General features: G+C 71.7%; 23 protein-coding genes and 1 pseudogene. 13 read left to right on the forward strand and 11 right to left on the reverse strand.

Features of this window, described 5'->3' with window-relative positions:
- The first annotated feature begins 78 nt into the window (after window positions 1-78).
- Complete coding sequence (locus tag ABT025_RS21065; RefSeq protein ID WP_350996448.1) at window positions 79-645, forward strand: TetR/AcrR family transcriptional regulator; 567 nt, start codon at window positions 79-81, stop codon at window positions 643-645.
- 138 nt (window positions 646-783) lie between these two features.
- Here the strand turns inward: ABT025_RS21065 and ABT025_RS21070 are convergent, their stop codons facing one another.
- The 3 genes from ABT025_RS21070 to ABT025_RS21080 all read right to left on the reverse strand — a co-directional run bounded on the left by ABT025_RS21070 (window position 784) and on the right by ABT025_RS21080 (window position 3,508).
- The gene (locus ABT025_RS21070) at window positions 784-1,836 is read right to left on the reverse strand and encodes a LacI family DNA-binding transcriptional regulator (RefSeq protein ID WP_350996451.1); all 1,053 of its coding nucleotides are present in this window, start codon (window positions 1,834-1,836) and stop codon (window positions 784-786) included.
- A gap of 74 nt (window positions 1,837-1,910) precedes the next feature.
- Window positions 1,911-2,492, reverse strand: coding sequence for a DUF305 domain-containing protein (locus ABT025_RS21075; protein WP_350996454.1), 582 nt, complete (start codon window positions 2,490-2,492; stop codon window positions 1,911-1,913).
- A gap of 71 nt (window positions 2,493-2,563) precedes the next feature.
- Complete coding sequence (locus tag ABT025_RS21080) at window positions 2,564-3,508, reverse strand: DUF1996 domain-containing protein (RefSeq protein ID WP_350996457.1); 945 nt, start codon at window positions 3,506-3,508, stop codon at window positions 2,564-2,566.
- A 286-nt stretch (window positions 3,509-3,794) separates the two neighbouring features.
- Between ABT025_RS21080 and ligA the strand changes: the two genes are divergently transcribed.
- The 4 genes from ligA to ABT025_RS21100 all read left to right on the forward strand — a co-directional run bounded on the left by ligA (window position 3,795) and on the right by ABT025_RS21100 (window position 11,104).
- A complete protein-coding gene (gene ligA / locus ABT025_RS21085; RefSeq protein WP_350996460.1) occupies window positions 3,795-5,888 on the forward strand; it encodes an NAD-dependent DNA ligase LigA in 2,094 nt (697 codons plus the stop codon).
- A 401-nt stretch (window positions 5,889-6,289) separates the two neighbouring features.
- On the forward strand, window positions 6,290-7,120 hold the full coding sequence (locus ABT025_RS21090) for a rod shape-determining protein (RefSeq protein ID WP_350996463.1): 831 nt from the start codon (window positions 6,290-6,292) through the stop codon (window positions 7,118-7,120).
- A 698-nt stretch (window positions 7,121-7,818) separates the two neighbouring features.
- Window positions 7,819-10,098, forward strand: a complete 2,280-nt coding sequence (secD, locus tag ABT025_RS21095) for a protein translocase subunit SecD (protein ID WP_350996466.1) — start codon at window positions 7,819-7,821, stop codon at window positions 10,096-10,098.
- A 262-nt stretch (window positions 10,099-10,360) separates the two neighbouring features.
- Entirely contained in the window at window positions 10,361-11,104 is a 744-nt protein-coding gene (locus tag ABT025_RS21100) for a YoaK family protein (RefSeq protein ID WP_350996536.1), read from the forward strand.
- Here ABT025_RS21100 and ABT025_RS21105 read toward each other — a convergent pair.
- A complete protein-coding gene (locus ABT025_RS21105; protein ID WP_350996469.1) occupies window positions 11,094-11,903 on the reverse strand; it encodes a helix-turn-helix domain-containing protein in 810 nt (269 codons plus the stop codon). The two genes, ABT025_RS21100 and ABT025_RS21105, sit on opposite strands and share 11 nt — an antisense overlap.
- Before the next feature lie 60 nt (window positions 11,904-11,963).
- On the opposite strand from ABT025_RS21105, the gene ABT025_RS21110 reads away from it, so the two are divergent.
- Window positions 11,964-12,269, forward strand: coding sequence for a 4a-hydroxytetrahydrobiopterin dehydratase (locus tag ABT025_RS21110; RefSeq protein ID WP_350996471.1), 306 nt, complete (start codon window positions 11,964-11,966; stop codon window positions 12,267-12,269).
- An 11-nt stretch (window positions 12,270-12,280) separates the two neighbouring features.
- Here ABT025_RS21110 and ABT025_RS21115 read toward each other — a convergent pair whose 3' ends face one another.
- Window positions 12,281-13,243, reverse strand: coding sequence for a LysR family transcriptional regulator (locus tag ABT025_RS21115; RefSeq protein WP_350996474.1), 963 nt, complete (start codon window positions 13,241-13,243; stop codon window positions 12,281-12,283).
- Between the two features lie 90 nt (window positions 13,244-13,333).
- Between ABT025_RS21115 and ABT025_RS21120 the strand changes: the two genes are divergently transcribed.
- The 3 genes from ABT025_RS21120 (at window position 13,334) to ABT025_RS21130 (ending at window position 16,175) form a co-directional block, all read left to right on the forward strand.
- Window positions 13,334-14,074, forward strand: coding sequence for a class I SAM-dependent methyltransferase (locus tag ABT025_RS21120; RefSeq protein ID WP_350996477.1), 741 nt, complete (start codon window positions 13,334-13,336; stop codon window positions 14,072-14,074).
- Window positions 14,075-14,144: 70 nt separating this feature from the next.
- The gene (locus ABT025_RS21125; protein ID WP_350996480.1) at window positions 14,145-15,083 is read left to right on the forward strand and encodes a class I SAM-dependent methyltransferase; all 939 of its coding nucleotides are present in this window, start codon (window positions 14,145-14,147) and stop codon (window positions 15,081-15,083) included.
- 159 nt (window positions 15,084-15,242) lie between these two features.
- Window positions 15,243-16,175 (forward strand): hypothetical protein, encoded by a 933-nt coding sequence (locus ABT025_RS21130; RefSeq protein ID WP_350996483.1) that lies wholly within the window; start codon window positions 15,243-15,245, stop codon window positions 16,173-16,175.
- 13 nt (window positions 16,176-16,188) lie between these two features.
- On the opposite strand, the gene ABT025_RS21135 is transcribed toward ABT025_RS21130, so the two are convergent.
- The 4 genes from ABT025_RS21135 to ABT025_RS21150 form a co-directional block, all read right to left on the reverse strand.
- Complete coding sequence (locus ABT025_RS21135; RefSeq protein ID WP_350996486.1) at window positions 16,189-16,671, reverse strand: RICIN domain-containing protein; 483 nt, start codon at window positions 16,669-16,671, stop codon at window positions 16,189-16,191.
- Between the two features lie 112 nt (window positions 16,672-16,783).
- Window positions 16,784-17,620 carry an aldo/keto reductase gene (locus tag ABT025_RS21140; protein WP_350996489.1) on the reverse strand — a complete coding sequence of 279 codons (837 nt, stop codon included), beginning with the start codon at window positions 17,618-17,620 and terminating at the stop codon, window positions 16,784-16,786.
- A gap of 191 nt (window positions 17,621-17,811) precedes the next feature.
- On the reverse strand, window positions 17,812-19,611 hold the full coding sequence (locus ABT025_RS21145; protein WP_350996492.1) for an AMP-dependent synthetase/ligase: 1,800 nt from the start codon (window positions 19,609-19,611) through the stop codon (window positions 17,812-17,814).
- A 343-nt stretch (window positions 19,612-19,954) separates the two neighbouring features.
- Window positions 19,955-20,857 (reverse strand): LysR substrate-binding domain-containing protein, encoded by a 903-nt coding sequence (locus ABT025_RS21150; RefSeq protein ID WP_350996494.1) that lies wholly within the window; start codon window positions 20,855-20,857, stop codon window positions 19,955-19,957.
- Between the two features lie 114 nt (window positions 20,858-20,971).
- Between ABT025_RS21150 and ABT025_RS21155 the strand changes: the two genes are divergently transcribed.
- Entirely contained in the window at window positions 20,972-22,000 is a 1,029-nt protein-coding gene (locus ABT025_RS21155) for a bile acid:sodium symporter family protein (RefSeq protein WP_350996497.1), read from the forward strand.
- Window positions 22,001-22,125: 125 nt separating this feature from the next.
- Here ABT025_RS21155 and fdhD read toward each other — a convergent pair whose 3' ends face one another.
- Together fdhD and ABT025_RS21165 are read right to left on the reverse strand one after the other, a co-directional pair.
- Window positions 22,126-23,001 carry a formate dehydrogenase accessory sulfurtransferase FdhD gene (fdhD, locus tag ABT025_RS21160; RefSeq protein WP_350996500.1) on the reverse strand — a complete coding sequence of 292 codons (876 nt, stop codon included), beginning with the start codon at window positions 22,999-23,001 and terminating at the stop codon, window positions 22,126-22,128.
- Between the two features lie 4 nt (window positions 23,002-23,005).
- Window positions 23,006-23,571 (reverse strand): annotated as a pseudogene (locus ABT025_RS21165) (4Fe-4S dicluster domain-containing protein); the annotation flags it as partial.
- A gap of 175 nt (window positions 23,572-23,746) precedes the next feature.
- Here ABT025_RS21165 and ABT025_RS21170 point away from each other — a divergent pair.
- From ABT025_RS21170 to ABT025_RS21180, 3 genes are all read left to right on the forward strand, one after another.
- Window positions 23,747-24,697 carry a beta-ketoacyl-ACP synthase III gene (locus tag ABT025_RS21170; protein WP_350996503.1) on the forward strand — a complete coding sequence of 317 codons (951 nt, stop codon included), beginning with the start codon at window positions 23,747-23,749 and terminating at the stop codon, window positions 24,695-24,697.
- Window positions 24,698-24,761: 64 nt separating this feature from the next.
- The gene (locus ABT025_RS21175) at window positions 24,762-25,439 is read left to right on the forward strand and encodes a GntR family transcriptional regulator (protein ID WP_350996506.1); all 678 of its coding nucleotides are present in this window, start codon (window positions 24,762-24,764) and stop codon (window positions 25,437-25,439) included.
- Window positions 25,440-25,671: 232 nt separating this feature from the next.
- A complete protein-coding gene (locus ABT025_RS21180) occupies window positions 25,672-26,853 on the forward strand; it encodes an ROK family transcriptional regulator (protein ID WP_350996510.1) in 1,182 nt (393 codons plus the stop codon).
- Window positions 26,854-26,855: the final 2 nt, after the last annotated feature.

Consider the following 26,855-nt stretch of genomic DNA (forward strand, 5'->3'; position numbering starts at 1 on the left):
AGCAGTCAGTGGCTGCGTTAGGGGACTGTAGGGAGGGTCGTTCGTAAACGCAAGTCCTGACTGCGTTAAGGTGGGCGCATGAACGAGCGACAGCGAGCCCGGCGGCCCGGCGGGCGCAGCGCCCGCGTCGGCGCTGAGGTGCACCGGGCCGTCACCGAGCTGATCGGCGAGCGCGGCTACGGCAACTTCACCGTCGGCGAGGTCGCAGCCCGCGCGGGCGTGGCCGACAGCAGCATCTACCGCCGGTGGGGCAGCCTGGAAACCCTGCTCACCGACGTGGCACTCACCCGCCTCAACGCGCGGTCGCCGATGCCCGACACCGGGAGCCTGGCCGGCGACCTGCGTACCTACGCGGCCGGCGTGGCCCGTGAGATCACCGGGCCCGACGGCCTGATGGTGGTGCGCCTGGCCGTCGCCCTGTCGAGCAACGGTGAGCAGGGCATGCGGGCGAGTGACGACCTCCGCGCCGAACGCATCCGGCAACTGCAGCTCATGCTCGATCGCGCCCGCGAACGCGGCGAGGACGCACCCGACGCGCTCGACGTGCTGGACCACGTCCTGGCCCCGATGTACATCCGCACGTTGTTCGGCATGGGTCCGCTCGCCCCGGACTACGTCGACGGGCTGGTCGACCGATTGCTGTGACCTCAACCCGGTCCCCGGGGCGCATCGAGTGGCCCGTGCCCGCTCGCGCCGGGGATGCGCCGGGCCTTCCCGGCTCTCCAGGCAGGAGACGGACGCGGGCAGCGGCGCGCGGGCCGACCGCACCGGGGAGGGCCCCGGTCAGGCCGACTGCCTCCGGACCAGCGTGGGATGGAAGATCACGGACGGCGCCGGCACACCGGGCTTGCCGATCTGCTTCAACAGCAGCCGGGCCATCTCCGCGGACATCTCCTCCACCGGCTGCCGCACCGTCGTCAGCGGCGGATCGCAGGCCAGGGCCGCACTGCTGTCGTCGAACCCGACGAGGGCGACATCCTCCGGAACGTCCTTGCCGGCCCGCAGCAGCACCGGAATGGCACCCAGAGCCATCAGGTCCGACGCGATGAACACCGCGTCCAGGTCCGGACGGTCCGCGAGCAGCCGCCGCATCGCCGCAGCCCCGCCCGCGTGCGTGAAGTCGCCCTCGGCGGCGGCCACGTCCTGGATGCCGTGTGCGCGTAGTGCGTCGAGGAAGCCCGTGAGCCGCGCCTGGCCGGCCGGCATGTCCTGCGGTCCCGCCACGGTGCCGATCCGGTGGCGGCCCAGCGAGGCCAGGTGATCGGCGGCAAGCCGGGCCCCGGCCAGCTGGTCCGCCTCGACGTAGGTGATCGGCGTCGGCCTGCGGGGCTGTCCGGCGAGCACGGCGGGCAGCCGGGTGTCGTGCAGCAGGCCGGGGAGCGGATCGTCCGCGTGCGACGAGATCAGCACCACCCCGTCCACATGCCCGTGGCGCAGGTACGACAGCAACTGGTCGCGGGACTCCTGGTCGTCGGCCAGCATCAGCACCAGCTGGATGCCCGCCGGGCGCAGCACCTCGAGAAGTCCGCTGACCACCCGTCCGAAGTACGGATCGGAGAACATCCGGCCGATGAAGGGCTCGGACACGGTGCGCCGTTCCCGTTCCGACACGACGAGAGCGATCGAGTCGGTGCGCCGGGTGACCAGCGAGCGGGCCGCGCGGTTGGGCACGTAGCCGGTGGCGTCCACCGCCTCCTGGACCATCCGCCGCAGCGCCGGGTCCACGGTGGTCGCCCCGTTGATCACGCGGGACACCGTCGCCCGGGACACCCCTGCCACCCCGGCGACGTCCTCCAACGTGGCGGGACGGGCGGGCAGCGGTGTGTCGGCAGTCATGCAGTCTTTATACCGGGTGGTTCGAGCGAGGCCGAAACGGCCGTCGAGGCTTCGGGCGTACGGCTGTGGAGGCGTCAGCCGACGAGGTCCGACAGGCCTGTGAGCCGGTCGAGTTCGGCCCGGCGGGCCGACACCAGGGCGGCGGCGAGCCGTCGGGCGTCCGGGCGGGTGCCGGCCTTCGTCTCGGAGCGCGACACCTGTGCGGACTGGCGCAGATGGTCGCGGATCCGCGCCACGAGGAAGCGGTCGAACGCACCGCCCTCGACGGTGCGGGCCCGTTCGAGATCGTGCTCCGTGACCATTCCCGGCATGTCGTGCCCCTCGTGCACATTGGTGTCCGGCAGCCCCATGCGGGCCAGCAGCGGCCGCAGCCGGGTGAGTTCACCGTTCTGGGCGGACCGCAGCGCGGCCGCCCAGCTCCGTATCCGGGGGTCAGCCGCCCGCTTCCCGGCGAGTGAGAGCAGCGCCACGGCCTGCTCGTTCATCGGGGTCATCAGCTGGACCCAGGCGGCGTCCGTCGGATCGGCCGGGGTGGAGAGCGGGGGAGCGGAGGCCGGGGGAGCGGATGCGGACGGACGCGGAGCGTCCGCCGGGGCCGCGCAGCCGGCCAGGAGGAGCAGCAGGAACAGCGCAGCGGTGGTGCGGGCCGCCTTCATCACGAGGTCCTCGGGAAAGGGCCCGTCCGGGGCGGGTGGCCCCGGACGGGCGACGGACGGTTGGTGGAGCGTCAGGGGGTGCCGTCGGCGCCGCACTTCACGATGGCGTTGATGCAGTCGCGGACACGCTGCGCCATCTCGGCCTCGGGCCACACGTTGAAGAAGTCGCCGTGCATCGTGTAGCCCCGGCCCGACGCCAGTCGCAGCCGCGCCGGGTCACCGTTGACGGGATACCGCAGTACCTGGCGCAGTTTGGGAACCGGCACCGGGTGGGTCGAGGGGCATTCGCCGCCGACCGGATAGGCCATGTGGCTCTTGTGGTCGGCGGAGTCGAGGTCACGGCCGTTCCAGCACTGCGGGAAGTCCAGATAGGACTCCAGCATCGCGCCCGCCGGGCAGTTCACGAAGTCGTGGGACGGGTTGACCTCCCCGTGATGCAGGCACGACCAGCGCGAGATCGTGTTGTCGTCCGGACCGGTCGCCTTGGCGTTCCCCGCGACGATCCGCAGTCCGCGGGGAAAGGGCTGGATCCGCTGGATGATGTCGTCCCGGACGCCCTCGCCCAGGTAGTAGAACGTGGTGCCGGTGGGTTCGACCTCCGTGCCGCCGTCGTACAGGGTCGGCACCCAGTACGACGACAGGTCCGTGTCGGGCGCGCAACTGGTCCTTGCCTTCTCCAGCGAGGCGAGGTCGGAGTTGCCGTTCGTCGAGTCGTTTCCGAAGAAGCTGTGCATGTGCGAGGCCCCGGGCAGCCCGGGGAAGACGATCGGGTCGTCGGGAGCCCGGTGGGTGTACGGGCACTCGGCGAGGAACTCGGCGACCCGGACGACGTCCGCGGCGGCCTCGGGGGCAGGTGCGGCCCCGGTGTCCGGCCCGGCGGACGCGCTGCCGGTAGTCGCCTGGAGGAAGGACAGGGCGAGCGCGGCGGCGACCAGCGCCGCCGCGCGGCGATGCCTGGACGGAAGGGTTCCGCGGCGGCTTTCGTCGCCTGTGCGTCGATGACGGAAGAAGAGCACGGCACTCCTGTTCGGGGGAAGTGGGGGATTCCTGGACCATGTGAGAGAGCGCTCTCTCGATGGAACGTAGGAGTGCGTCCCGGGCATGTCAATAGAAGGAGCTGAGCTGCAATTCCCTTCCTGTTGAACCTAGTTGAAGCGCCCCTGCGGCGGGAGAGCGCTCTCTTAGGTGAGGTTTCGACGGATGGCACCGCATAGGGGGCGGACGGGGCTCCGCGGCTGCCCCGGAGCGGCCCCCGGCCCCCATGACCAGGGCGTTGTCAGTGGTGGACGGCAGGATGGGGGCATGACGAACTCAGCTGTTGTGCTCGCCGATACCGCCGCCTACGCCGCCGCGGTCGAAGAAGCGTCGCAGGCCGCCGCCGCGTACTACGCCACGGGCGAGAGCACGCTCGACGACGATGCGTACGACCGGCTGGCGCGCGGGATCGCCGCATACGAGCAGGACCACCCGCAGGACGTGCTGGCCGAGTCCCCGACCGGGAAGGTCGCCGGAGGCGTGGCGGTCGGGGACGTGCCGCACACGGTCCCGATGCTCTCCCTGGACAACGTCTTCTCGGCCGAGCAGTTCGCCACCTGGACGGCCTCGCTGGAGCGTCGGATCGGCCGCCCGGTCGCCGCCTGGAGCGTCGAGCCGAAGCTCGACGGCCTCGCGGTCGCGGCCCGTTACCGCGCCGGCCGGCTGGAGCAGCTGATCACTCGGGGCGACGGCACCGCGGGCGAGGACGTGTCGCATGCGATCGGCACCGTCGTCGGCCTGCCCCGGCAGCTCGCCGAGCCGGTCACGATCGAGATGCGCGGCGAGATCCTGATGACGACCGAGCAGTTCGAGCAGGCCAACACGCTCCGCACCGAACACGGCGGCGCACCCTTCGCCAACGCACGCAACGGCGCGGCGGGCACCCTGCGCGCCAAGGACCGTCCCTACACGGTGGAGATGACGTTCTTCGCGTACGGCGTGGTCGCGCTGCCCGAATCGGATGGGCTCACCACCACACCGGCCGAGCTGCCCCACAGCGAGACCCTCGGCTATGCGGCGGGGCTCGGTGTCCACACGGCGGCGGACACGGCGGTGGCGCCGCGCACCGTCACCACGGTCGAGGACGCCCAGGCGCGGATCGAGGAAGTCGCGTCGCTGCGCGCCTCGTTGCCCTTCGGTATCGACGGCATCGTCATCAAGGCGGACCTGGCCGCCGACCAGCGGGACGCGGGCTCGGGCACCCGGGCGCCGCGCTGGGCCATCGCGTACAAGCTGCCGGCCGTGGAGAAGGTCACCCGCCTGCTCGGCGTCGAGTGGAACGTGGGCCGTACCGGCATCATCGCGCCGCGCGCCGTGCTGGAGCCGGTCGAGATCGACGGATCGACCGTCAGCTTCGCCACCCTCCACAATCCGGCCGACATCACCCGCCGTGATCTGCGCATCGGCGACCACGTGATGGTCTACAAGGCGGGCGACATCATTCCCCGCATCGAGGCCCCCGTCGCACACCTGCGGACCGGAGAGGAGCAGCCGGTCGTCTTCCCCGAAGCGTGCCCGCAGTGCGGCTCCGAGATCGACACCAGCGAGCAGCGCTGGCGCTGTGTCCGGGGCCGCAACTGCCGCCTGGTGGCTTCCATCTCGTACGCGGCGGGGCGCGACCAGCTCGACATCGAGGGACTCGGCGCGACCAGGGTCGTCCAGCTCGTCGACGCCGGACTGGTCGCGGACTTCGCGGATCTGTTCACCCTGGAGCGCGAGCAGCTGCTCGCGCTGGAGCGGATGGGCGAGACCAGCACCGACAATCTCATCGAAGCGATCGACGCGGCACGCGCACAGCCGCTCTCCCGGGTCTTCTGCGCCCTGGGAGTCCGAGGCACCGGGCGCTCCATGTCCCGGCGGATCGCCCGCTACTTCGCGGACATGGACCGGATCAGAGCCGCCGACGCCGAGTCCCTCCAGCGGGTCGACGGCATCGGCAAGGAGAAGGCCGCCGGTGTCGTCGCGGAGCTGGTTGAGCTTGCCCCGCTGATCGAGAAGCTGGTCGCCGCCGGGGTCACCATGACCGAGCCGGGCGCGACACCGCCGCCGGAACCGGGCGAGGAGGGCGACGCGGCGACGGACGGCGAGGGCGTGGACGGGCGGCCGCTGGACGGGATGACCGTGGTGGTCACCGGAGCGATGACCGGGGCCCTGGAGAAGCTCTCGCGCAATCAGATGAACGAGCTGATCGAGCGCTCCGGCGGGAAGTCCTCCTCCAGTGTCTCCAAGCGCACCACGCTCCTGGTGGCCGGCGAGAAGGCCGGCTCCAAGCGAACCAAGGCGGAGGAGCTGGGTGTCCGGATCGCCGACCCGGAGGAGTTCGCGGAACTGATCGCGGAGTTCCTGCCGTCCGAGGCGTGACCGCGTGACCGCGTGACCGCGTGACCGCGTGACCGCGTGACCGCGTGGGGGTGCGGGGGTGTGGCTGTGTGAGTGCGCGACCGTTCGACCGTGCGGCCGCCGGACGAGGAACTGCGTCCGGCGGCCGGGTGGCGTCAGGTCGTGCGTGGGCCGTTGGCATGGACGCGTCCCGCGGCGTGGGCGTGGCCCGCGGCCGCGCGCCGGTCGGCCGCGGGTGTCCTGGCGGCGCGGAACCGTTCATGTCCGGCGCCGCGCTTCCCTGCTGAGTCGAGTCCTTCGATTTGCTGCGGGAGTGGCTTTCTTTGCCTCCCTATTGCATAGTGATGGTTCGGCCATGCCTCGCTATCTGCGGGTCAATGGGTGTGTGAACGGCCGCAGTAGCGGGCCGGGGGTGAGGGGCGATGCGTTCTTTGCGCGACGGACAGCGAGAGGCTCGCTCCGTTCACCGGCAGCACCGGCAGCACCGCGGGATCACCCGCGGGCTCGCCATCGACCTCGGCAGCTCCCGGACCCGCGCCTGGATCCCCGGACAGGGCGTCGTCGCGGACACCGGATCCGACCCGGCCGGTGAGTACGGGCACGGCGGCCGTCCGGTCCGGCGCGGACGCATCGTCGACACGGAGTCCTGCGGCCGGATGCTCGCCCGGATCGCGGACACCGCCCTGGGCGCCGACCGCAGCGACACGGTGATCGTCCTCAGCCGGCCCGTCCTCGCCGGATCAGGACACCGCACCGCCGCCCGGGACATCCTCACCGCGCTCGGCCCGTCGAGCGTCATCGTCCTGGACAGCGCCAGGGCCGCTGCGGCCTGCGCCGGACCGCATGACGGCGGCCCGCTCCTCGTCGTCGACATCGGTGCCGAACTGACCGAAGCGACCCTCCTCGTCGACGGAAGGGTCCGCGACGCGCGCCTGGCCGAGACCGGTACGAGCGACATGGAACCCGGCGAGGCACCCACCGCCGTCGTCCGGGCCGTCCTGGACATGGTCATGGGGATGTGGCACCAGGACCGGCACGGCGCGGTGCTCGGAGCCCTGCGCAGAGGTCCGTTGCTCGCCGGAGGCGGTGCGCTGCGCCCGGACATCACCCACCGGATCGCGGTCCGCCTCGGCACCCCCGTCCGGCTCACGGAAGATCCGGCGACCACGGTCGTGCGCGGTGCCGGGCTGATCCTCAGCTCCGTACTCCGTCACGCCTCCGCCGCACCGGCCCTGCCCGGTCGATCCGGGTGACCCCCCTCCCGGGGCCGCCCCGGGGGAACGCGCCTCCCGGGAGCCGGCCGGACGACCCGGCGCACCCCGGACGCGCGGCGGCGGCACGTCAGTTCCTTGTCGCGCTGCTCCTGGCCGTCCTCGCCGTCGCGGGCGGCGCACCCGCAGCGGCCGGGGCCGGACTCCCCATCCGCTCGTCCGCCGGTACGGCCCCCACCGCCGACAGTCCGGCCGGAAGCCGGCCGTCCGCCCTCGGTACCGACCGCTCGCTCCGCACGGACCGCACCGTGCGGACCCACCCGGCCGGCCGGGCACCGGGCGACCGCGACACCCGGACCGGCCCCAGCCGGTCCGGGGCGGTCACCGCCCCCGGAGTCCACCGCCCCGGACCGGCGACGGCACCCCAGCCGTGGGCCGCCGCAGAGCATCCCCGTACCCCGCAGCACCTGCCACCGCCCGGTCCCGGTTCCCTGCCACCGCTCCCGCCCGGGGTCCCGCCCCCGCACCCCGTCCCAGGATCCGCACCCGCCGCACCCGCGGGCTCCGCCGACCGTTTCCGCGCTGCGCTTCCCGGCGTACGCGGGCCTCCGAGGGCCGCCGCTCACCGGTCCGGGGACCCGTCACCGGTCCCGCCCCCCATCACTGCCGTGCCGCACACGCCGTCCTAGCGCCCTTCGGGGTGCCGGGCCGTGTCCGGCCGCCCCTCGGAGGAAACACGCATGACCCGCGCCACCACGGTGCGGGCGGTTCTGGCTGCGGCCGTACTGCTCGTCTCCGTGCTCATCACGCTGACCATGTCCCCCAGACTCGGCCTCGATCTTCAGGGCGGCACCCGCATGGTGCTGCAGGCCAAGGACTCCGACACCGCCAAGGCCGACCGGGAGAGCACCGACCGCACCCTGGAGGTGCTGCGCAAGCGCATCGACTCGCTCGGCGTCACGGAGCCGACCCTGACCCGCTCCGGCGAGGACCGGATCATCGTCGAACTCCCGGACGTCCAGGACCCCCGCAAGGCCGCCGAGGTCATCGGCAAGACCGCCCAGCTCACCTTCCACGCCGTACAGGGCCCGGGTACCCCGGGCGGCGAAGGGCTCACGCTCCCCGACGAACAGGGCCGCACTCTCGCCCTCGGCCCCGCCGCGCTCTCGGGCGCGGGCGTCAAGGAGGCCTCCGCCGCGTTCGACGCCCAGCAGGGCGCCGGCTGGAGCGTCTCCCTCGACTTCCACAAGGACGCCGGCCGGGACTGGACCCGGCTGACCGGTGAGGCGGCCTGCCACCCCGTCCAGGACGAGCGGCGCCGCGTCGCCATCGTCCTCGACAAACAGGTGATCTCCTCGCCGCAGGTCTCCCCGACCGTCGCCTGCAACACCGGCCTGCCCTCCGGATCCACCCAGATCACCGGCTCCTTCAGCGCCGACGAGGCCCGTGAACTGGCCCTGCTGATCCAGGGCGGAGCACTGCCCGTGCCCGTCGAGATCGTCGAGCAGCGGACGGTCGGCCCGACGCTGGGCGCCGCCGCCATCGACGCCAGTGCCCGCGCCGCCGTCATCGGCGCCGCGGCCACGGCACTGTTCATCACCGTCGTCTACCGGCTCTTCGGCGCGCTCGCCGCGGTTGCTCTCGGCGCCTACGGAGTCATCTCGTACGCCGCGCTGGTCGCGCTCGGCGTCACGCTCACGCTGCCCGGACTCGCCGGGTTCGTCCTGGCCATCGGGATGGCGGTCGACGCGAACGTGCTGGTCTTCGAACGGGCAAGAGAGGAGTACGCACTCCGCCCAGGCAAGTCCCTGCGCACCTCGCTCACCGCGGGCTTCCGGCACGCCTGGAGCGCCGTCGCGGACTCCAACGTGACGACGCTCATCGCGGCGGGCCTGCTCTTCTTCCTCGGCTCCGGCCCGGTCAAGGGCTTCGGTGTCACGCTCGGCATCGGCGTCCTCGCGTCGATGTTCTCCGCGCTCGTCATCGCCCGAGCCCTCACGGAGACGGCCGCCCGTTCCCGGTTCGTCAGTGACTACCGGGGCGTCAACGGCATCGCGAGCCCCGGCCGGGTACGGACCTGGATCGCCCGCCGCGATCCGCAGCTGATGCGCTCACCCCGGCGCTGGCTGCTGATCTCCACCGTCCTCATCGCGGTCGCGGTGGCGGGCATCCTCGTGCGCGGCGTCAACCTGGGTGTCGAGTTCACCGGTGGCCGGCTCGTCGAGTACGCCACCAGCCGTCCCGTCGACGTGGAGAGCGCGCGCACCGCGCTGGCCGGTGCGGGCTTCGGCGACGCGGAGGTCACCACGGCCGGCGCCGGTGACATCTCGGTGCGGACCGGGAACCTGGACAACGACGGCGAACACGCACTGCGCGCCGCCCTCGCCGCCGAGGGCGGCGAGACGACCAAGGTCCGCGACGAACTCATCGGCCCCAGCCTGGGCGACGAACTGCGGCGCAACGCACTGATCGCCCTGGCCATCGCCGTACTCGTCCAACTGGGCTATCTCGCGATCCGGTTCCGGTGGACGTTCGCCGTGGCCTCCGTCGGCGCGCTCGTCCATGACGTGATCATCCTGGTCGGGGCCTTCGCCTGGCTGGGGCGCACCGTCGACGGCATCTTCCTGGCGGCGCTCCTCACCGTCATCGGGTACTCCGTCAACGACTCGGTCGTCGTCTTCGACCGGGTCAGGGAACTGTGGGCGAAGGCCCGTAGGCAGCCCCTGGCGGACGTGGCGAACCGGGCCGTCCTGCAGACCGTCCCCAGAACCGTCAACACCGGGATGGGTGCCCTGTTCATCCTCGTCGCGCTGGCGGTGCTGGGCGGCGACTCCCTCGCCGACTTCGCCCTCGCCCTGCTGATCGGCATCGTCGTCGGTACGTACTCCTCGGTCATGACCGCCGTACCCGCCGCCCTGCTCCTGGAGCGCAGCAGCAAGGCCCCGCCGCCCGCCCGCACCCCGCGCAGGAAGTCCGGGGCCGGGCAGCGCGACCCGCTCGACAACGGGGCGCGCGTGTAGCCGGCGTCCTCGATATCGGGCGCGCGTGCCGCCCGGCGTCCTCGGCAACGGGCGCGCGTGCCGCCCGCGCTTCCCCGGCAAAGGGGCGCGTGGTGCCCGTTGCCTCCACCGATCCGGCCATGTGCCGGTCCGTCGCCCCTGCGCCGTTCGAGCGGAACAGGGGCGACGCGCATCGGCCATGGCGTTGGGGCCCGGCCACGACGGCACAATCCTGATCACCCCATTTTGTGATCGGAGCGTGCCGGTGCCCATGCCCATGCCCGTGCCCGTAGTACTGCGTGAGGCATGGACCACCCTCGTACCGGACATGAACGACCGGCACGGACCGCTGCCGCCGCTGATGCTCGCCCTGACCGTCGTCACCGGACTGGTCGACGCCGTCAGCTATCTGGAGCTCGGCCGGGTGTTCGTCGCGAACATGACCGGCAACGTGGTCTTCGCCGGGTTCGCCTTCGCCGGAGCTCCGGGGTTCTCCCTGGCCGCCTCGTTCGTCGCCCTCGGCGGGTTCGTGGTGGGGGCGGTGGCCGGAGGGCGGATCGTCCACCGCTCCCACGCCCACCGCGGTCGCATGCTGCTGCACGCCCTGTGCGCGGAAACGGTGTGCGTCCTGGCCGCCCTGGTCGTCACGCTCTTCTCGGGCAGCCCGTACACCGGCGGTGTGCGCTTCACCCTCATCGTGCTGCTCGCCCTGGGCCTCGGCCTGCAGAACTCCCTCGCACGGGCGCTCGCCGTCCCCGATCTCAAGACGACCGTGCTGACCCTGACCATCACCGGCATCGCCTCCGACGGCCGACTGGCCGGAGGCCCCGGCAGCAAGGCGGGCCGCCGGGTCCTCTCGGCCGCCGCCATGCTGGCGGGCGCCCTCGTCGGGGCGGTGGCCGTGCTGCACGGTCATCCGATCCTGCCGCTCCTGCTGGCCGTCGTGATCCTCGGCGTGGTGTGTCTGGCCGCGCAGGTCCTGGCCAGGGCGGACGCCCCGTGGGCACTGCCCGTCGTCAGCAAATGAGCGACCTCAGATACGCGGCGGTGGCCGGGTCGGCCGGCAGCAGCGTCTCGATGGCCAGCTCCGCGACCGTCACGTCCATGGGGGTGTTGAACGTCGCGATGGACGCGACGAAGGAGAGCGACCGCCCCCCGTGCTCGATCACCAGGGGCAGGGCGAACGGAACCGAGGACGAGGGTGCGGACCGGTCCGCGTCACCATCCGCCCCCACGGGTACGGGATAGTCCGCGACCTCCTCGTACAGGGCACGCAGCTCCGCCGAACGGACCAGGGCGATCTGACGCTCCATCTGAGCCAGCAGATCGGCCCGCCACTCGCGCAGATTACGGATCCGCGGAGCCAGCCCCTCAGGGTGCAGCGTGAGGCGCATCGCGTTCAGCGGCGGGGTGAGCAGATGCTCCGCCACCCCGTCCAGCATCCGGGTCATCCCCTGATTGGCCGCCACCACCGTGTACAGGCCGTCGACGACGAACGCCGGATACGGGTCGTACCCCTGGAGCAGCCGGTCCATGCCCTCGCGCAGCGCACCCATCGCCGGGTCGCCGAGCGCGGTCTCCGTGTACCGCGGTGCGTAACCGGCCACCACCAGAAGGGCGTTGCGTTCCCGCACCGGCACGTCCAGATGGCCGGCCAGCCGCAGGACCATCTCCTCGCTGGGGCGGGAACGGCCTGTTTCGATGAAGGAGATGTGCCGGGCCGACGAGTCGGCCCGCAGCGCCAGCTCCAGCTGGCTGATCCGGCGACGCTCCCGCCAGCTGCGCAGCAGCGGCCCTACCCCCGTGTCAAGCGCGACAGTTGTCATACCGAGACCGTAACGTCACCGGCATCATCGACCAGCAAGGCCCTAGCGAGGAGCCACCGCATGCCTGCCGCACCGCTGCCCCAGGACGAGATCGAGAACCGGCTGCGCGAACTGCCCGGCTGGACGCTGGAAGGGGACCGGATCACCCGCACCTACCGCCTCCCGTCACACTTCGCCGCCGCCGGTCTCACCGTGCACGTCGCCCAGATCCAGGATGAGCTGAACCACCACTCCGATCTCACGCTCGGTTACAACACGGTCGCGCTGTCCGTGAACTCCCACGACGCGGGCGGAAAGGTCACCGAGAAGGACCTGGGGCTGGCCGCCAGGGTCGAGGCCGTCGCCCCGGGACACGGTGCGGAGTAGCCGGGGGCTCGTCAGGAAGCGGCGCCGAAGCGCGGATGCGCGGCGAGCCAGCGTGTGTAGGTGTCGCTCCGCTGCACCGCCTGGGCGTAGGCCGCCCGGGTGTGCCCGCTCACCGCTCCGGCCGCTGCCGATGCGGCCGCCGACCGGGGGTGCCAGCCAAGCAGATGGCGCCAGCTGAGCGGTGAGCCGGTCACCGGGCGGGTCACCACGCCCGGCGTCGGCGGGAACGTCGCGCGGCACAGCCCGACCGCGCGTCCCACCTGCACCAGATGGACGACCGACGCGGTGTCCGTCTCGTACACCGACACCGGGCTGAAGCCGGCCCGCGCGCAGGCGGCCACGAAGCAGTCCGCGAAGCAGCCGTCGCCGGGCACATCCGCCCAGCACTCGTCCGCCAGCGCGGAGAGCTCCAGCTCCGCCTCCCGGGCCAGCGGATGGCTCTCCGGCAGCATCACGAAGACAGGATCGATTCCGACGACCTGCCACTCCAGCCGGTCGGCGACCGGCGGCGGGCTCTCGCCGCAAGCCCCGATGAGGACGAAGTCGAGCCTGCCGTCGACCAGTTGGGCAGCCAGCTCCGCAACCGACCATGAGGTGTACGTGGAAACCGGCGCCGCCGGGTGCGCCGCGGCCAGCCGGTCGACGAGCCCGCCGAGCAGCGGTCCGTGCGTGCCGCCCAGCCGGAACCGCTCCATGGCCCCCCACGCGTTCGCGAACCGCACCGCCTCCTCCTGGAGCTCGCTGACGGCCGGCAGCACCACCCGCGCCCGTTCCAGCACCAGTTCGCCCAGGAGCGTCGGCCGCGCACCGGTGTGGTCCCGGTCGAACAGCGGGCCGCCCAGCGCCTTCTCGATCCGCCGCAGCTGTGCGCTCAGAGCGGGCTGGGCAAGCCCGAGAGTGGCGGCCGCCTTGGTGAGGCTGCCGGTGTCGGCAATGGCACGTACGGTTCGCAGATGGCGCAACTCCAGCTCCATAACGGCAAGTTATGGCCCAGGTGGCCCAGCGGCAATACGGGTGTCAGCTCTGTACGCGGCGACTACGGGCCATGTCGTACAGTCGGCCGGATGCTGGACTACGACGACGAAGCGGCGACCTACGACGCCACGCGCGGCGGCGTGCCCCGGGCGGAGGCGGCCGCCGGCGCGGTGCTCGGCCTGGTCCCTCCCGCCACCCGCACGCTGCTGGACATCGGCTGCGGCACCGGACTGGTCACCGAGCGGATCGCAGGCGGCCGCCCCGGTCTGCGGGTGTTCGGCTCCGACGCCGCCCACGGCATGGCCCACGTCGCCCGGCGGCGCGTCGGTGCGGTGGTGCTCGCCGACGCACGCCGGCTGCCCCTGCCCGACGCCGCGGTCGACGCGGTGACGGCGGTCTGGCTGCTGCACCTGCTGCGTGAGGAAGGGGCCGTGCGGGCGGTGGTGGCCCAGGCGGCGCGGGTGCTGCGGCCCGGCGGAGTGTTCGTCACCACGGTCGACAAGGACGCGGCACATGACGTCGGCAGCGACATCGACGAGGCGTTCGCCCCATATCTGGCACCGAGTCCCGCCGACGGTACGGAGCTGATCGTCGAGTACGGCGCCGCGTCCGGTCTCGACGTGGTGGGCAGTGCCGTCTTCCGTGGGTACGGACAGGGGCGGACGCCTCAGGACGCCGCCCAGGGCGTGCGGCGCGGCTACTTCGCCTCGCGTCTGGCCCTTGAGGGGGCGGCGGCCGAACGGCTCGCCCGGGTCCTGACCGCGCTGCCCGATCCCGACCGCCGTCGCGCCGAACCGGAGTACCGGCTGCTGGCGTTCCGCCGCAGGTAGGTGCGAGCGGGGACTTGCCGTAACGGCAACAAAGTTTGCGCCACCGTCGAGGTGTGTCGAGGCTGAGCCCATGAGCAACCACACCGCGCACGGACACCACCACGACGGCAGCCAGGGACACGACCACGGGCACGGCGGTGCCCACGGAAACCACCACGACCCCGCCGACTTCGACTGGGACGTCATGGGCCCGCTGCTGGAGCAGAACGCCGAGCTCAGCAGTGAGCAGTACACGGAGGCGGCCCGCTGGATCGCCGGTCTGCCCGACGCACCCGAGGTGCGCCGAGTCCTGGACATCGGCAGCGGGCCGGGCGTGATCTCCTGCCTGCTCGCCGAGGCGTTCCCCGAGGCGGAGGTCGTCGCCGTCGACGGAACGCCCGCCCTGCTGGAGCGCACCCGCGACCGCGCGCAGCGGCTCGGGCTCGGGGACCGGGTCTCCACCCTGCACGCCGACATCCCGGCCGGCCTCGCGGAGCTGGGGCGGGCGGACCTGGTGTGGGCGGGCAACACGCTCCATCACATGGGCGACCAACGCGCCGTGCTGGCCGGATTCGCCTCGTCGCTGAACCCCGGCGGCACCGTCGCGCTCGTCGAGGGCGGCCTGCAGCCGCGCCAGCTCCCGCGCGACCTCGGCTTCGGCCGCCCCGGCCTGGAGGCCCGGATGGAGGCGGTGCAGGCCGAGGTCTTCGAGGAGATGCGTGCCGTGCTTCCCGACGCCCGGCGGGAGAACGAGGACTGGGCCGCCTTGTTCACCGCGGTGGGCCTCACCCCGCAGGGCACCCGAAGCTTCCTGCTCGACCTGGCCGCGCCCCTCGGTGACGTCGCGCGTGACCACGTCGTCGCCGATCTCACCCGCCGCCGCGACGGGCTGCGCGACCGGCTCGATGCCGAGGACGTCGCGGTGCTGGACCGGCTGCTCGACCCCGAGGACCCGGCCGGACTGCACCGCCGCCGCGACACCTACCTGCTCATGGCCCGCACGGTCCACCTGGGCCGCCGCCGCGCCTGAGGAGGCCCGTCCGCGTCGCCGCACGCATCTCCCGGTGGGGGAGGGGCCTGCCTGTGCCCGGCTCCGGCCCCGGCTCCCGTGCGGGAGGGCACTTGACGGAGGGGGTCGGTGTACAGACCCGCTCCGCAGGGAGGAGGATGCGGGGCGGAGGGGATTTGAATGCGTTCAGAAAAGTGGGATCCGGGGCAGGCGCAGACGCGCGTGAGGGACAAGTTCGGTGCCGTGCTGGTGACTTCGATGTCGGTGCTGTTCGTCGAGGCCGTGATCGGGGCGATCGCGTTCTTCGTGTGGGGCCAGACCGAGGAGAGCCCGGGCGGTCCGTACAGCGTGTTGGGAGTCTTCCTCCTGATCGTGCTGGTGCCGTTCGCTGCGGCGGCCGGCGCGGTCCTCGGCTATCTGCTGTCCCTCGGCGTCGTGATGCCGCTGCTGGTGGTGGCCGGATGGACCGGCCGCAGGTTCTCGGGGCGCGAGGCGTGGTGGTGGGTCCCGGCGCTTGCGGCCGGGGTGACCGCTCTGCCGTCCCTGGCCGCGGCGTTGCTCACGGATGCCGGTCCCTCGGTGGGTCTCGGTGGGTGGCTCGCGGTGACGGCGGCGCTCGCCGCCGCGGCTCTGGTCGCCCGCAGGCTGCTGTTGCCGGACCGCCCTCCGCTCTCCGGCGGCGTGATGTTCGGACAGGTGGCGCTTTACGGAACACTCGCTGTCGCCACCGCCGGTCTGCTCGCCGGGATCGGCCTGCACGCCGGGATCGGGTACGAGCCGCCGTGGCTGAGCGCCCAACAGGTCACCGGGACATGGGCCGACGGGAAGGGTGGCACGCTCACCCTCGCGGCAGACGGCAGGGCCATGGCCGACCGCGTGGAGACGTTCGAGAACGACGACTCCTTCGAACCCGTCGTGCACCGGTGCACCGGCACCGGAACCTGGCAGTACCAGTCGGGTGCCGGACCGTGGTCCCAGGAGGTGGAGGTGTCCGTGGACGACTGTTCCATGGACCCCTGGGAGGTGTTCGGGACCTCCGGCCGTCCGAAGCTCTTCGTCTACGTCGGCGACCCCGATGCCGTGGACCTCTACATCCTGCAACGCCGCGACTGAGCCGGAGAGCGCATCAGGACGTGCCGGACACCGGCTCCATCCGCCACCACTGGCCGGGGGAGTCGGTGTCCTCCCACTGCTGCACGGACGCCCCCCTCGCCGTGCTTCCGTCGGCGACCTCCAGGACCAGTCCGCTCACGAAGCTGACGAGCGTCACGGTGCCCGGCGCCTCCAGATGGCGTTCGATCAGCCACTCCTGCGCACCGAAGTTGTTCGCCCGCCACTGCTGGATCACGGCCCCGTTCTCCGTGGAGGCGCCGCGCACGTCCAGCCGCTTGCCGCTGTGGGCGTTGACCACGTGGTGCAGGGCCGCGCCCTCGTGGACGGGGACGAACTCCCAGTGCTGGGCAGCCGATCCGTCGGCGGCCTCCTCGTTCTGCTGCACCGGAGCGCCGCCGCCCTTCGCGGCGTCCCGCACCTCCAGCACCAGCCCGCTGCCCACATTGCGCAGCCGGTAAAGACCCGCCCCGACGACGGGTGCGGTGTCCCCGGTCATATCCGGTCCCTTCATGGGGCTTGTACGGCTTGTACGGCTTGTACGGCGAAACCGCCGCCCGGCTCAGGGCCGGGCGGCGGTCACAGGTGTATCAGAGGCGGTACGTCTGGCCTCAGGCGCCGAGGTTGAACTCGCCCGGGTTCGGGCCGAGCCGCTTGCCCTCGTCCAGCGCCGCGAACGCGGCCAGGTCGTCGGCGTCCAGCTCGAAGCCGAACACGTCGATGTTCTCCGCGATCCGCGACGGGGTCACGGACTTGGGGATCACCACGTTGCCCGTCTGCAGGTGCCAGCGCAGCACCGCCTGGGCCGGGGTGCGGCCGTGCTTCTGCGCCACCGCGACGACGGTCGGGACCTCCAGGAGGCCCTTGCCCGAGCCGAGCGGCGACCAGGCCTCGGTCGCGATGCCGTGCTTGGCGTGCAGCGCACGCGACTCGGCCTGCTGGAGCTGCGGGTGCAGCTCGATCTGGTTGAGCGCCGGGACCACGGAGGTCTCGCCCAGCAGTCGCTCCAGGTGCTCGGGGAGGAAGTTCGAGACACCGATGGCCTTCGCGCGGCCGTCGGCGTAGATCTTCTCGAACGCCCGGTACGTGTCCACGTAAGCGTCCTTGGCCGGCACCGGCCAGTGGATCAGGTACAGGTCGACGTAGTCGAGACCCAGCTTGTCGAGGGAGGCGTCGAAGGCGCGCAGCGTCGCATCGTATCCCTGCTCCGTGTTCCACAGCTTCGTGGTGACGAAGAGGTCCTCGCGGGCGACACCGGAGGCCGCGATCGCCTTTCCGGTGCCCACCTCGTTCCGGTAGATCGCGGCGGTGTCGATGCTGCGGTACCCGGACTCGATGGCCGTGGCGACCGCGGCCGTGGCCTCGTCGTCCGGCACCTGCCAGACTCCGAAACCGAGCTGCGGCATCTCGACGCCGTTGTTGAGGGTGAGGGAGGGGACCTGGCTCACGAGCGGTCGATCCTAACGTTGTGGGGTGGGACTCCCAGAGTGAACGATCAAGACGGCCCGCACATTCCCCGTCCGCGCGCCGTTTTCGCCGGAACGGTACTCCCGGGCGCGCCGCCGCGGCAGCATTTGCCCGGAGCCGCGGGTACGGTCCGTGCGGCGATCGCCCCGGTCCGCGCACGGACCGGGCCAGGTCAGCGGTAGAGCGCGTCCACCTCGGACGCGTACGCGGTCTCGATCGCCTTGCGCTTCAGTTTCAGCGACGGCGTGAGCAGGCCGTGCTCCTCGGTGAACTGGTGGGCCAGGATCCGGAACGTACGGATCGACTCGGCCTGGGAGACCGCCGTGTTCGCGGCCACCACCGCACGCCGGACCTCCATCTCCAGATCCGGGTCCCGCACCAGTTCCCCCGGGGAAAGCGCCTGCCGCCCCTGCATCGCGAGCCAGTGCTCCACGGCCTCCTGGTCGACGGTGACCAGCGCCGCGATGTACGGCCGGTCGTTGCCGACCACGATGCACTGCGCCACCAGCGGATGCGCCCGTACCCGCTCCTCCAGACCGGCCGGGGAGACGCTCTTGCCGCCGGACGTCACCAGGATCTCCTTCTTGCGCCCGGTGATCGTCAGATAGCCGTCCTCGTCCAGCGCCCCCAGGTCGCCGGTGGACAGCCAGCCCTCGTTCAGCACCGCGTCGGTGGCCTTCGGGTCGCCCAGATAACCGCCGAACACGTTGGCGCCGTACACCCATATCTCGCCGTCGTCGGCGATGTGCACCGACGTGCCGGGGATCGGCTGCCCCACCGTGCCGTACCGGGTGCGCTCCGGGGGGTTGGCCGTGGCCGCGGCCGTCGTCTCGGTCAGCCCGTACCCCTCGTACACGGTGACGCCCGCGCCGGCGAAGAACAGCCCGAGCTGCCGCTCCATCCCCGAGCCGCCCGACATGGCGTGCCGGATCCGGCCGCCCATCGCCTCGCGCACCTTCTTGTACACGACCTTGTCGAAGAACTGGTGCTGCATCCGCAGCCCGGCGGACGGCCCGGGACCCATGCCGAACGCCCGCGCCTCCATCGCCTCCGCGTACTTCACCGCGACGTCGACGGCCTTGTCGAACGGCCCGATCCGGCCCTCCGCCTCGGCCTTGCGCCGGGCACCGTTGAAGACCTTCTCGAAGATGTACGGCACCGCCAGGATGAAAGTGGGACGGAACGTCACCAGGTCCGGCATCAGCGCCTTCGCCGACAGCTCCGGCTGGTGGCCGAGTTTCACCCGTCCGCGAATCGCCGTGACCTCCACCATCCGCCCGAAGACGTGCGCCAGCGGAAGGAAGAGCAGCGTCGACGCCTCGTCACCCGGCTTGGAGTGGAAGACCGACTCCCAGCGCAGGGCCATGGTGTCCGTCTCGAACATGAAGTTGGCGTGCGTGATCACACAGCCCTTCGGGCGTCCCGTCGTGCCGGAGGTGTAGATGACGGTCGCCGCCGAGTCGGGCGTCACCGCGCGCCGGTGGCGGTGCACGACCTCGTCGTCGATGTGGGCGCCGGCCCCGAACAGCTCGGTCACCGCGTCGGCGTCCAGCTGCCACAGCCGCTTCAGCTGCGGCAGCCGGTCGATCACCGACGCGATCGTCATCGCGTGGTCCTCGTGCTCGACCATGACCGCCGACACCTCGGCGTCGTGCAGCATCCACAGGACCTGCTCGGCCGAGGACGTCGGATAGACCGGCACGGACTGCGCGCCGACCGTCCACAGGGCGAAGTCGAAGAGGGTCCACTCGTAACGGGTGCGCGACATCAGGGCGACCCGGTCGCCGAACCGCACCCCGTGCGCGATCAGCCCCTTGGCCAGTGCCAGCACCTCGTCGCGGAACGTCGCCGAGGTGACATCCCGCCAGCGTCCGGCCGCGTCTTTCCGGCCGAGAGCGACCCGGTGCGGATCCTCCTCGGCGTAGTCGAACACGACATCCGCGAGCCCGCCTACGTGGGGCGCGGCCGCCATGGGTGGGACAGTGAACTCACGCAATGACCTGCTCCTTGTGGCGCTCCGCACAGCGCCGTGACGCTACCCCACCGGGCGCCGCTGCGGGAGAGCCGCACACTGTCCGTACCAGGTGCCGCATGCACGGGTCGGGTGGTGAAATCCGGCCAGATGGGCAAGGCCCGGGCACGCTTCCGACCATGGAGTAAGTGGCTCGCGCGGGAATCTCCACCGAATCTGTACGCCGCGATCACCGCATTCTGTACGGATACGGGCGATCGGTCCGGATCCGTCGAGCCGACCGCGCCGGGCCGAACCGGCGGCTCTGCCGCGTCCCGACCATTCTCCCCCTCCCGGCACCCCGTCATGCACGGTTCTGCGCACCTATCGCACCGATTCCGCCGCGCGGCCGGATCAGCCGGTCGCCGCCCGCCAGGATCGCCGCCGCCAGTGCGTCCGCCGCCTGTTGTGCACCGTCCCGCCGGCGGCCGTGCAGCAGGACGAAGTCCACGTCGCCGAGGTCCGGCAGCCCCGCCCTCACCGCCACCGGGGCCAGTCCGGGCGGGACCAGGCCGCGACTGTGGGCCATCACGCCGAGCCCCGCGTGGGCGGCCGCGATCAGCCCGCTGAGGCTGCCGCTCGTGCACGCGACCCGCCACGAGCGGCCCTGCTCCTCCAGGACCTCCAGCGCACGGGCCCGGGTGATGCCCGGCGGCGGGAAGAGGATCAGCGGCACCGGGCGGTCCGGGTCGATCCGCAGCCGCGGAGCCCCGATCCAGACCAGCGCGTCCTGCCAGACCAGCTCGCCGTGGGTGTCGCCGGCCCGCCGCTTGGCGAGCACCAGATCGAGACGGCCCGCCGCCAGCTGCTGGTGCAGCGTCCCCGACAGCTCCACCGTCAGCTCCAGCTCGACCTCCGGATGATCCCTGCGGAACGCCTGCAGGATCTCCGGCAGCCTCGTCAGCACGAAGTCCTCCGACGCCCCGAAGCGAAGCCGCCCGCGCAGCCGGGTGCCGGTGAAGAACGCCGACGCCCGTTCGTGGGCCTCCAGGATCGTCCGGGCGAAGCCGAGCATCGCCTCGCCGTCCACCGTCAGATCGACCCGGTGCGTGTCCCGGGTGAACAACTGGCGCCCGGTCGCGTCCTCCAGCCGTCGCACGTGCTGGCTCACCGTGGACTGCCGGACCCCGAGCCGGCGGGCGGCCGCGGTGAAACTGAGGGTCTGGGCGACGGCGAGGAAGGTGCGCAGCTGTGCGGGGTCGTACATGGTGCCAGGCTATCGCGATTCGTGATGACAGTCAGAGCGGTATGCGGGATTCCCGATGTAGCTGATCGGGAGCAGGATGGGTGGGCACGACCGAACGAGAGACACGTGGAGCACATGAGCCGCCGCACCCTGCAGTTGCCGTCCTGGCTGCCGATCGACCCGTACATCCTGGCGTTGATCGGCACCGTCGTGCTCGCGGCGCTGCTGCCGGCCTCCGGTGCTGCCGCAGATGTGGCGGGCGGGGCCTCCACCGGGGCGGTCGCGTTCCTCTTCTTCCTCTACGGCGCGCGGCTCTCCACCGCCGAAGCCCTCGATGGGGTCAAGCACTGGCGGCTCCACCTCACCGTACTGGCCTGCACGTTCGTCGCCTTCCCGCTGCTGGGCCTGGCGAGCAGGGGGCTCGTGCCGTACGTGCTGACGCCCCAGCTGCAGAGCGGATTCCTCTTCCTCTGCCTCGTCCCCTCGACGATCCAGTCGTCGATCGCCTTCACCTCGATAGCCCGCGGCAACGTGCCCGCCGCGATCTGCGCGGGCTCCTTCTCCTCGATCGCCGGCATCTTCGTCACACCGCTGCTCGCGGCGGCACTCCTCGGCAACAGCGGCGGCGGGTTCTCCGCGGACGCCCTGCTGAAGATCGGCGTCCAGCTGTTGCTGCCGTTCGTCGCGGGTCAGCTGCTGCGCCGCTGGATCGGCGGCTTCATCGCCCGGCACAAGAAGGTCCTCGGTTATGTCGACCGCGGCTCGATCCTGCTCGTCGTCTACACGGCGTTCAGCGAGGGCATGGTCGCGGGCATCTGGCACCAGGTCACCCCGGCCCGCCTCGGCGCGCTGCTCGCCGCCGAGGCGGTGCTGCTCGCGCTGCTGCTCGCGGTGAGCTGGTACGGGGCGAAGCGGCTCGGTTTCGGCCGCGAGGACCGCATCGCCATTCAGTTCGCCGGCTCGAAGAAGAGCCTCGCCTCGGGGCTGCCGATGGCCAGTGTCCTGTTCGGCGCGCAGGCGAGCCTCGCCGTGCTTCCGCTCATGCTCTTCCACCAGATGCAGCTCATGGTGTGCGCGGTGATCGCGAAGCGGCGGGCCCGCGACCCGCAGGAAGCGCTCACCGACGGCACCGGGGTCGCGCCGGAGGTCGCACCGGTGGGCTGAGGCCGGCCGTCGCAGGGCGCGCTCCCCGCCGGCCGGACCTCTCAGGGCTGTCCGTCGACCTCTCACCGGGTGCCCCGAGGCGGGTGACCGAGGCGGGTGCCCCGAGGCCACCCGCCGGCCCGTACCTACCCGTGCAGCGGGCGGGGCGCCCCCTGCCCCTGGACGGGCGTCGCCTCCAGGGCGATGCGGTGCTCTCCCGCGTACACGTTCATGGACGGTCCCCGCAGGAAGCCGATCAGGGTCAGGCCGGTCTCCGCCGCCAGGTCGACCGCGAGGGACGACGGCGCCGAGACGGCAGCCAGCATCGGGATACCGGCCATCACCGCCTTCTGAGCCAGCTCGAAGGAGGCCCGCCCCGAGACCAGCAGGATCGACCGGGACAACGGCAGCCGGTTGTCGGTGAGGGCGCGGCCGACCAGCTTGTCGACCGCGTTGTGGCGGCCGACGTCCTCCCGTACGTCGATCAGCTCGCCCGTCTCGGAGAACAGCGCCGCCGCGTGCAGACCTCCGGTCCGGTCGAAGACCCGCTGCGAGGCGCGCAACCGGTCGGGGAGGGCGGCCAGCAGCTCGGGTCCGACCCGGACCGGGGGAGTGTCGGCGATCGGGTGCCGGGTCGTGGTGCGCACCGCGTCCAGGCTGGCCTTGCCGCACAGGCCGCAGGAGGACGTCGTGTAGACGTTGCGCTCCAGCGTGATGTCGGGGACCACGACACCGGGCGCGAGTTTCACGTCCACGACGTTGTACGTGTTCACCCCGTCGGCGGTCGCCCCGGCGCAGTACACGATCGACTGCACCTCGGGGCCCTCACCGATCACGCCCTCGCTCACCAGGAAGCCGGCCGCCAGCGCGAAGTCGTCGCCCGGGGTGCGCATCGTGATGGCGAGCGGCTTGCCGTTCAGCCGGATCTCCAGGGGCTCCTCGGCGACGAGGGTGTCCGGGCGGGTGGAGACGGCCCCGTCCCGGATGCGGATGGTGCGGCGGCGCTCGGTGACCCGTCCCATGAAGTCAGACCCGATTCTGTACGTGTTGGAAGCCGAAACGGCCCTTGATGCAGAGGTTGCCGTGGGCCACCGGGTTGTCGTGCGGCGAGGTGACCTTGACGATCTCATTGTCCTGCACATGGAGCATGACGTTGCGGCCGACTCCGTAGTACGCGCAGACGGTGGTGGTCTCCGTCGGCGCCGGTTCGTCCCACGTCCCGGCCGCCCGCATGCCGGACTCGGTCCTGAAGGAGAGCGCCCCGGCCGGGCACACCTCGATGCAGTTGCCGCGGTACACGCACGCCGAGTCGGTGAGCGGCACCCCTTGTTCGGTCGAGACACGGGCGTCGAAGCCGCGCCCCGCGACCGCGATCGCGAAGGTGTTCCGCCGCTGCTCGCCGCACGCGTCGACGCACTTCCAGCACTGGACGCACTTGTCGTGTCCCGGACGTGGAGGTCGTCGTCGGGCTTCGGCTCCCTATTGGGGCGGGCCGCGTCGGCGCCGAAGCAGCCGGGTTCCGCCTCGTACTCCCTGATCCAATCGGCGGCCCGCGGCGTCGGCGACACATCGGCGGGCGACGCGAGCAGCTCCGACAACGTGCTCAAGCGACAGAATATTGTCTGCAGTATGCGGTTCAGGGGATCGGGGCTGTTGTCAAGCCTCCAACCTCCGGCCGGTATTCCTGTGGGATCACGTGCCCCTGTACCGGGCGGTAGCGACCAAGACTGGATGGTTCCTGCCATATGTAGCGAGGGGAATCTGAATATGACCGGCTCACGTGTCGTGGCGCTCGGCCACTATCAGCCCGCCAAGGTGCTCACCAACCACGATCTGGCGGCGATGGTCGACACCAGCGACGAGTGGATCACCAGCCGCGTCGGCATCAAGACGCGGCACCTCGGTGGCCCCGATGAGCCGGTGGACGAACTCGCCGCGCACGCGGCGGCCAAGGCTCTCGCCGCGGCCGGTCTGCAGCCGGCCGACATCGACCTGGTCCTGGTCGCCACCTCCACCGCGATCGACCGCTCGCCGAGCATGTCCGCCCGGGTCGCCGCGCGCCTCGGCATGTCCTCGCCCGCGGTGATGGACATCAACGTGGTCTGTTCCGGTTTCACGCACGCCCTCGCCACCGCCGATCACGCCGTCCGGGCGGGTGCGGCCACGCGCGCCCTCGTGATCGGTGCCGACAAGATGGGCGACATCGTCGACTGGACCGACCGCTCCAGCTGTGTCCTGATGGGGGACGGAGCCGGTGCGGCCGTCGTCGTCGCCGACTCCGGCGCCGAGGGCAGGCCCGGCATCGGGCCGGTGCTGTGGGGTTCCGTGCCCGGGATGGGGGACGCGGTACGGATCGAGGGGACGCCGCCGCGCTTCGCCCAGGAGGGCCAGTCCGTCTACCGCTGGGCCACCACCCAGCTGCCGCCCATCGCGCGCAAGGTGTGCGAGAAGGCGGGAATCACCCCCGAGGACCTCGCCGCGGTGGTGCTGCACCAGGCCAATCTGAGGATCATCGAACCCGTCGCCAGGAAGATCGGCGCCGTCAACGCGGTCATTGCGCGGGATGTGGTGGATTCGGGCAATACGTCCGCGGCCTCGATTCCGATGGCCCTGTCCAAGCTGGTGGAGCGCGGCGAGGTCGCCAGCGGTGCTCCGGCCCTGCTTTTCGGCTTCGGCGGGAACCTCAGTTATGCGGGACAGGTGATCCGCTGTCCCTGAGGGGCGTTGTGCTCGGTAGACTGTAGACGATAAGCAATTGCTCGTCGCCCGGAGGGGGACCGCGATGTTGTCCACAGGACTGCCGCTGGGGGCTGTGCCGAAGCTGGAACGGCCCGGCCCGCTGCGCGAGCGCGTCTATGAGGCGCTGCTCGAACTCATCACCACCCGGGCGCTCCGCCCCGGCCAGCATCTGGTCGAGAGTGAGCTGGCCGGGCATCTCGGCGTGTCCCGGCAACCGGTGCGTGAGGCGTTGCAACGGCTCAACACCGAGGGGTGGGTCGATCTGCGCCCCGCCCAGGGCGCGTTCGTCCACGAGCCCACGGAGGAGGAGGCGGACCAGCTGCTGTCGGTCCGTGCACTCCTGGAGGCGGAGGCCGCCCGGCTGGCCGCCGCCAACTCCTCCACGGCGGGCATCGCCGCCCTGGAGGAGCTCTGCGCCAAGGGGGAGCAGGCCGTCGCCGACGACGACGTGGACCTGGCGGTGGCGACCAACGCCGCCTTCCACGCCAAGGTCATGGAGCTGGCCGGCAACGTCGTCCTCGCCGAACTCGCCGGACAGGTGGATGCCCGGGTCCGCTGGTACTACACCCCCGTCGCCCGGCAGCGCGGAACCCGGTCCTGGATCGAACACCGCTCCCTGATCGCCGCGATCTCCTCGCGCGACGAGCAGCGGGCGACGGCGGTCATGCGAGCGCACACCGAGCACACCCGGAAGACGTACCACCAGCGCGAAGAGAGCTGATCCCGCACTCTCATGCCCTCGAACGCCGGCTGAGGAACCAGCCCCCGGCGGTCGGGGGCTCCTGCGTGCCCGGCGACTGGCACGGCTCCCGGTCGCACCCCTTTGTCCTCAAGGTGGAGAAAGTTGAGGCGGATTCCTGCGCAACTTCTTCCCACTCCCGGCAACCGCTGCTACGTTCCCCTCCAAAGCCCGACGGACAGGCCGATGTGGCGGGGAGGGGCACGTGAGACGTATGACGGCACGACCCGCGAATGCACATCAGGCGCGACTGCTCCGGCTGTTGCGCGACGGCGGGCCCAACTCACGGGCACAGCTGGGGGATCAGGTCGATCTCTCCCGCTCCAAGCTCGCCGTCGAGGTGGACAGACTGCTGGAGACCGGCCTTGTCGTGGCCGACGGACTCGCCGCATCCCGCGGCGGGCGTCGCTCGCACAACATCCGGCTCGCCCCGGCACTGCGCTTCCTCGGCGTCGACATCGGCGCCACCTCGGTCGATGTGGCGGTCACCAACGCGGAGCTGGAGGTCCTGGGCCACCTCAACCACCCCATGGACGTACGTGAAGGTCCCGTCGCCATCTTCGAGCAGGTGCTGTCCATGGCGGCCAAGCTCCGGGCCTCCGGGCTCGCCGAAGGGTTCGACGGCGCGGGCATCGGCGTACCGGGACCGGTCCGCTTCCCCGAAGGCATCCCGGTCGCGCCGCCGATCATGCCCGGCTGGGACGGCTTCCCCGTCCGCGAGGCGCTCAGCCAGGAACTGGGCTGCCCCGTCATGGTCGACAACGACGTGAACCTGATGGCGATGGGGGAGCAGCACGCGGGCGTCGCCCGTTCCGTGGGCGACTTCCTCTGCGTCAAGATCGGCACCGGCATCGGCTGCGGCATCGTCGTCGGCGGAGAGGTCCACCGCGGTACGACGGGCAGCGCCGGCGACATCGGACACATCCAGGTCGAACCCGACGGGCGCCCCTGCGCCTGCGGCAACCGGGGCTGCCTGGAAGCACACTTCAGCGGCGCCGCACTGGCCCGCGACGCCGAGGACGCGGCACGTGCCGGACAGTCCGCGGAGCTCGCGGCCCGGCTGGAGGCGTCAGGGAAACTCACCGCCGCCGACGTCGCCGCCGCCGCGGCCGCCGGCGACCCCACCTCGCTCGACCTGATCCGTGAAGGCGGAAACCGGGTCGGACAGGTCATCGCGGGGCTCGTCAGCTTCTTCAACCCCGGTCTGGTGGTGATCGGCGGCGGGGTGACCGGACTGGGCCACACGCTGCTGGCCAGCGTCCGGACCCAGGTCTACCGGCAGTCCCTGCCACTGGCCACCGGCAACCTCCCGATCGTGCTGGGCGAGCTCGGACCCGCCGCCGGAGTCATCGGCGCGGCCAGGCTCATCAGCGACCACCTCTTCTCACCCGCCTGATC

The sequence above is a fragment of the Streptomyces sp. NPDC002809 genome, from assembly GCF_040295435.1.
GTDB lineage: Bacteria > Actinomycetota > Actinomycetes > Streptomycetales > Streptomycetaceae > Streptomyces.

Bases quoted from the DNA above. Each gene is read 5' to 3' on its own strand.
- ABT025_RS21155 (WP_350996497.1), top strand. From the start codon at position 20,972: ATGAGCCGCCGCACCCTGCAGTTGCCGTCCTGGCTGCCGATCGACCCG.
- ABT025_RS21120 (WP_350996477.1), top strand. From the start codon at position 13,334: ATGCTGGACTACGACGACGAAGCGGCGACCTACGACGCCACGCGCGGC.
- ligA (WP_350996460.1), top strand. From the start codon at position 3,795: ATGACGAACTCAGCTGTTGTGCTCGCCGATACCGCCGCCTACGCCGCC.
- ABT025_RS21145 (WP_350996492.1), bottom strand. From the start codon at position 19,611: ATGGCGGCCGCGCCCCACGTAGGCGGGCTCGCGGATGTCGTGTTCGAC.
- ABT025_RS21135 (WP_350996486.1), bottom strand. From the start codon at position 16,671: ATGACCGGGGACACCGCACCCGTCGTCGGGGCGGGTCTTTACCGGCTG.
- ABT025_RS21115 (WP_350996474.1), bottom strand. From the start codon at position 13,243: ATGGAGCTGGAGTTGCGCCATCTGCGAACCGTACGTGCCATTGCCGAC.
- ABT025_RS21075 (WP_350996454.1), bottom strand. From the start codon at position 2,492: ATGAAGGCGGCCCGCACCACCGCTGCGCTGTTCCTGCTGCTCCTCCTG.
- ABT025_RS21090 (WP_350996463.1), top strand. From the start codon at position 6,290: ATGCGTTCTTTGCGCGACGGACAGCGAGAGGCTCGCTCCGTTCACCGG.
- ABT025_RS21130 (WP_350996483.1), top strand. From the start codon at position 15,243: ATGCGTTCAGAAAAGTGGGATCCGGGGCAGGCGCAGACGCGCGTGAGG.
- ABT025_RS21180 (WP_350996510.1), top strand. From the start codon at position 25,672: ATGACGGCACGACCCGCGAATGCACATCAGGCGCGACTGCTCCGGCTG.
- ABT025_RS21070 (WP_350996451.1), bottom strand. From the start codon at position 1,836: ATGACTGCCGACACACCGCTGCCCGCCCGTCCCGCCACGTTGGAGGAC.
- ABT025_RS21105 (WP_350996469.1), bottom strand. From the start codon at position 11,903: ATGACAACTGTCGCGCTTGACACGGGGGTAGGGCCGCTGCTGCGCAGC.
- ABT025_RS21065 (WP_350996448.1), top strand. From the start codon at position 79: ATGAACGAGCGACAGCGAGCCCGGCGGCCCGGCGGGCGCAGCGCCCGC.
- fdhD (WP_350996500.1), bottom strand. From the start codon at position 23,001: ATGGGACGGGTCACCGAGCGCCGCCGCACCATCCGCATCCGGGACGGG.
- ABT025_RS21125 (WP_350996480.1), top strand. From the start codon at position 14,145: ATGAGCAACCACACCGCGCACGGACACCACCACGACGGCAGCCAGGGA.
- ABT025_RS21110 (WP_350996471.1), top strand. From the start codon at position 11,964: ATGCCTGCCGCACCGCTGCCCCAGGACGAGATCGAGAACCGGCTGCGC.
- ABT025_RS21170 (WP_350996503.1), top strand. From the start codon at position 23,747: ATGACCGGCTCACGTGTCGTGGCGCTCGGCCACTATCAGCCCGCCAAG.
- secD (WP_350996466.1), top strand. From the start codon at position 7,819: ATGACCCGCGCCACCACGGTGCGGGCGGTTCTGGCTGCGGCCGTACTG.
- ABT025_RS21175 (WP_350996506.1), top strand. From the start codon at position 24,762: ATGTTGTCCACAGGACTGCCGCTGGGGGCTGTGCCGAAGCTGGAACGG.
- ABT025_RS21150 (WP_350996494.1), bottom strand. From the start codon at position 20,857: ATGTACGACCCCGCACAGCTGCGCACCTTCCTCGCCGTCGCCCAGACC.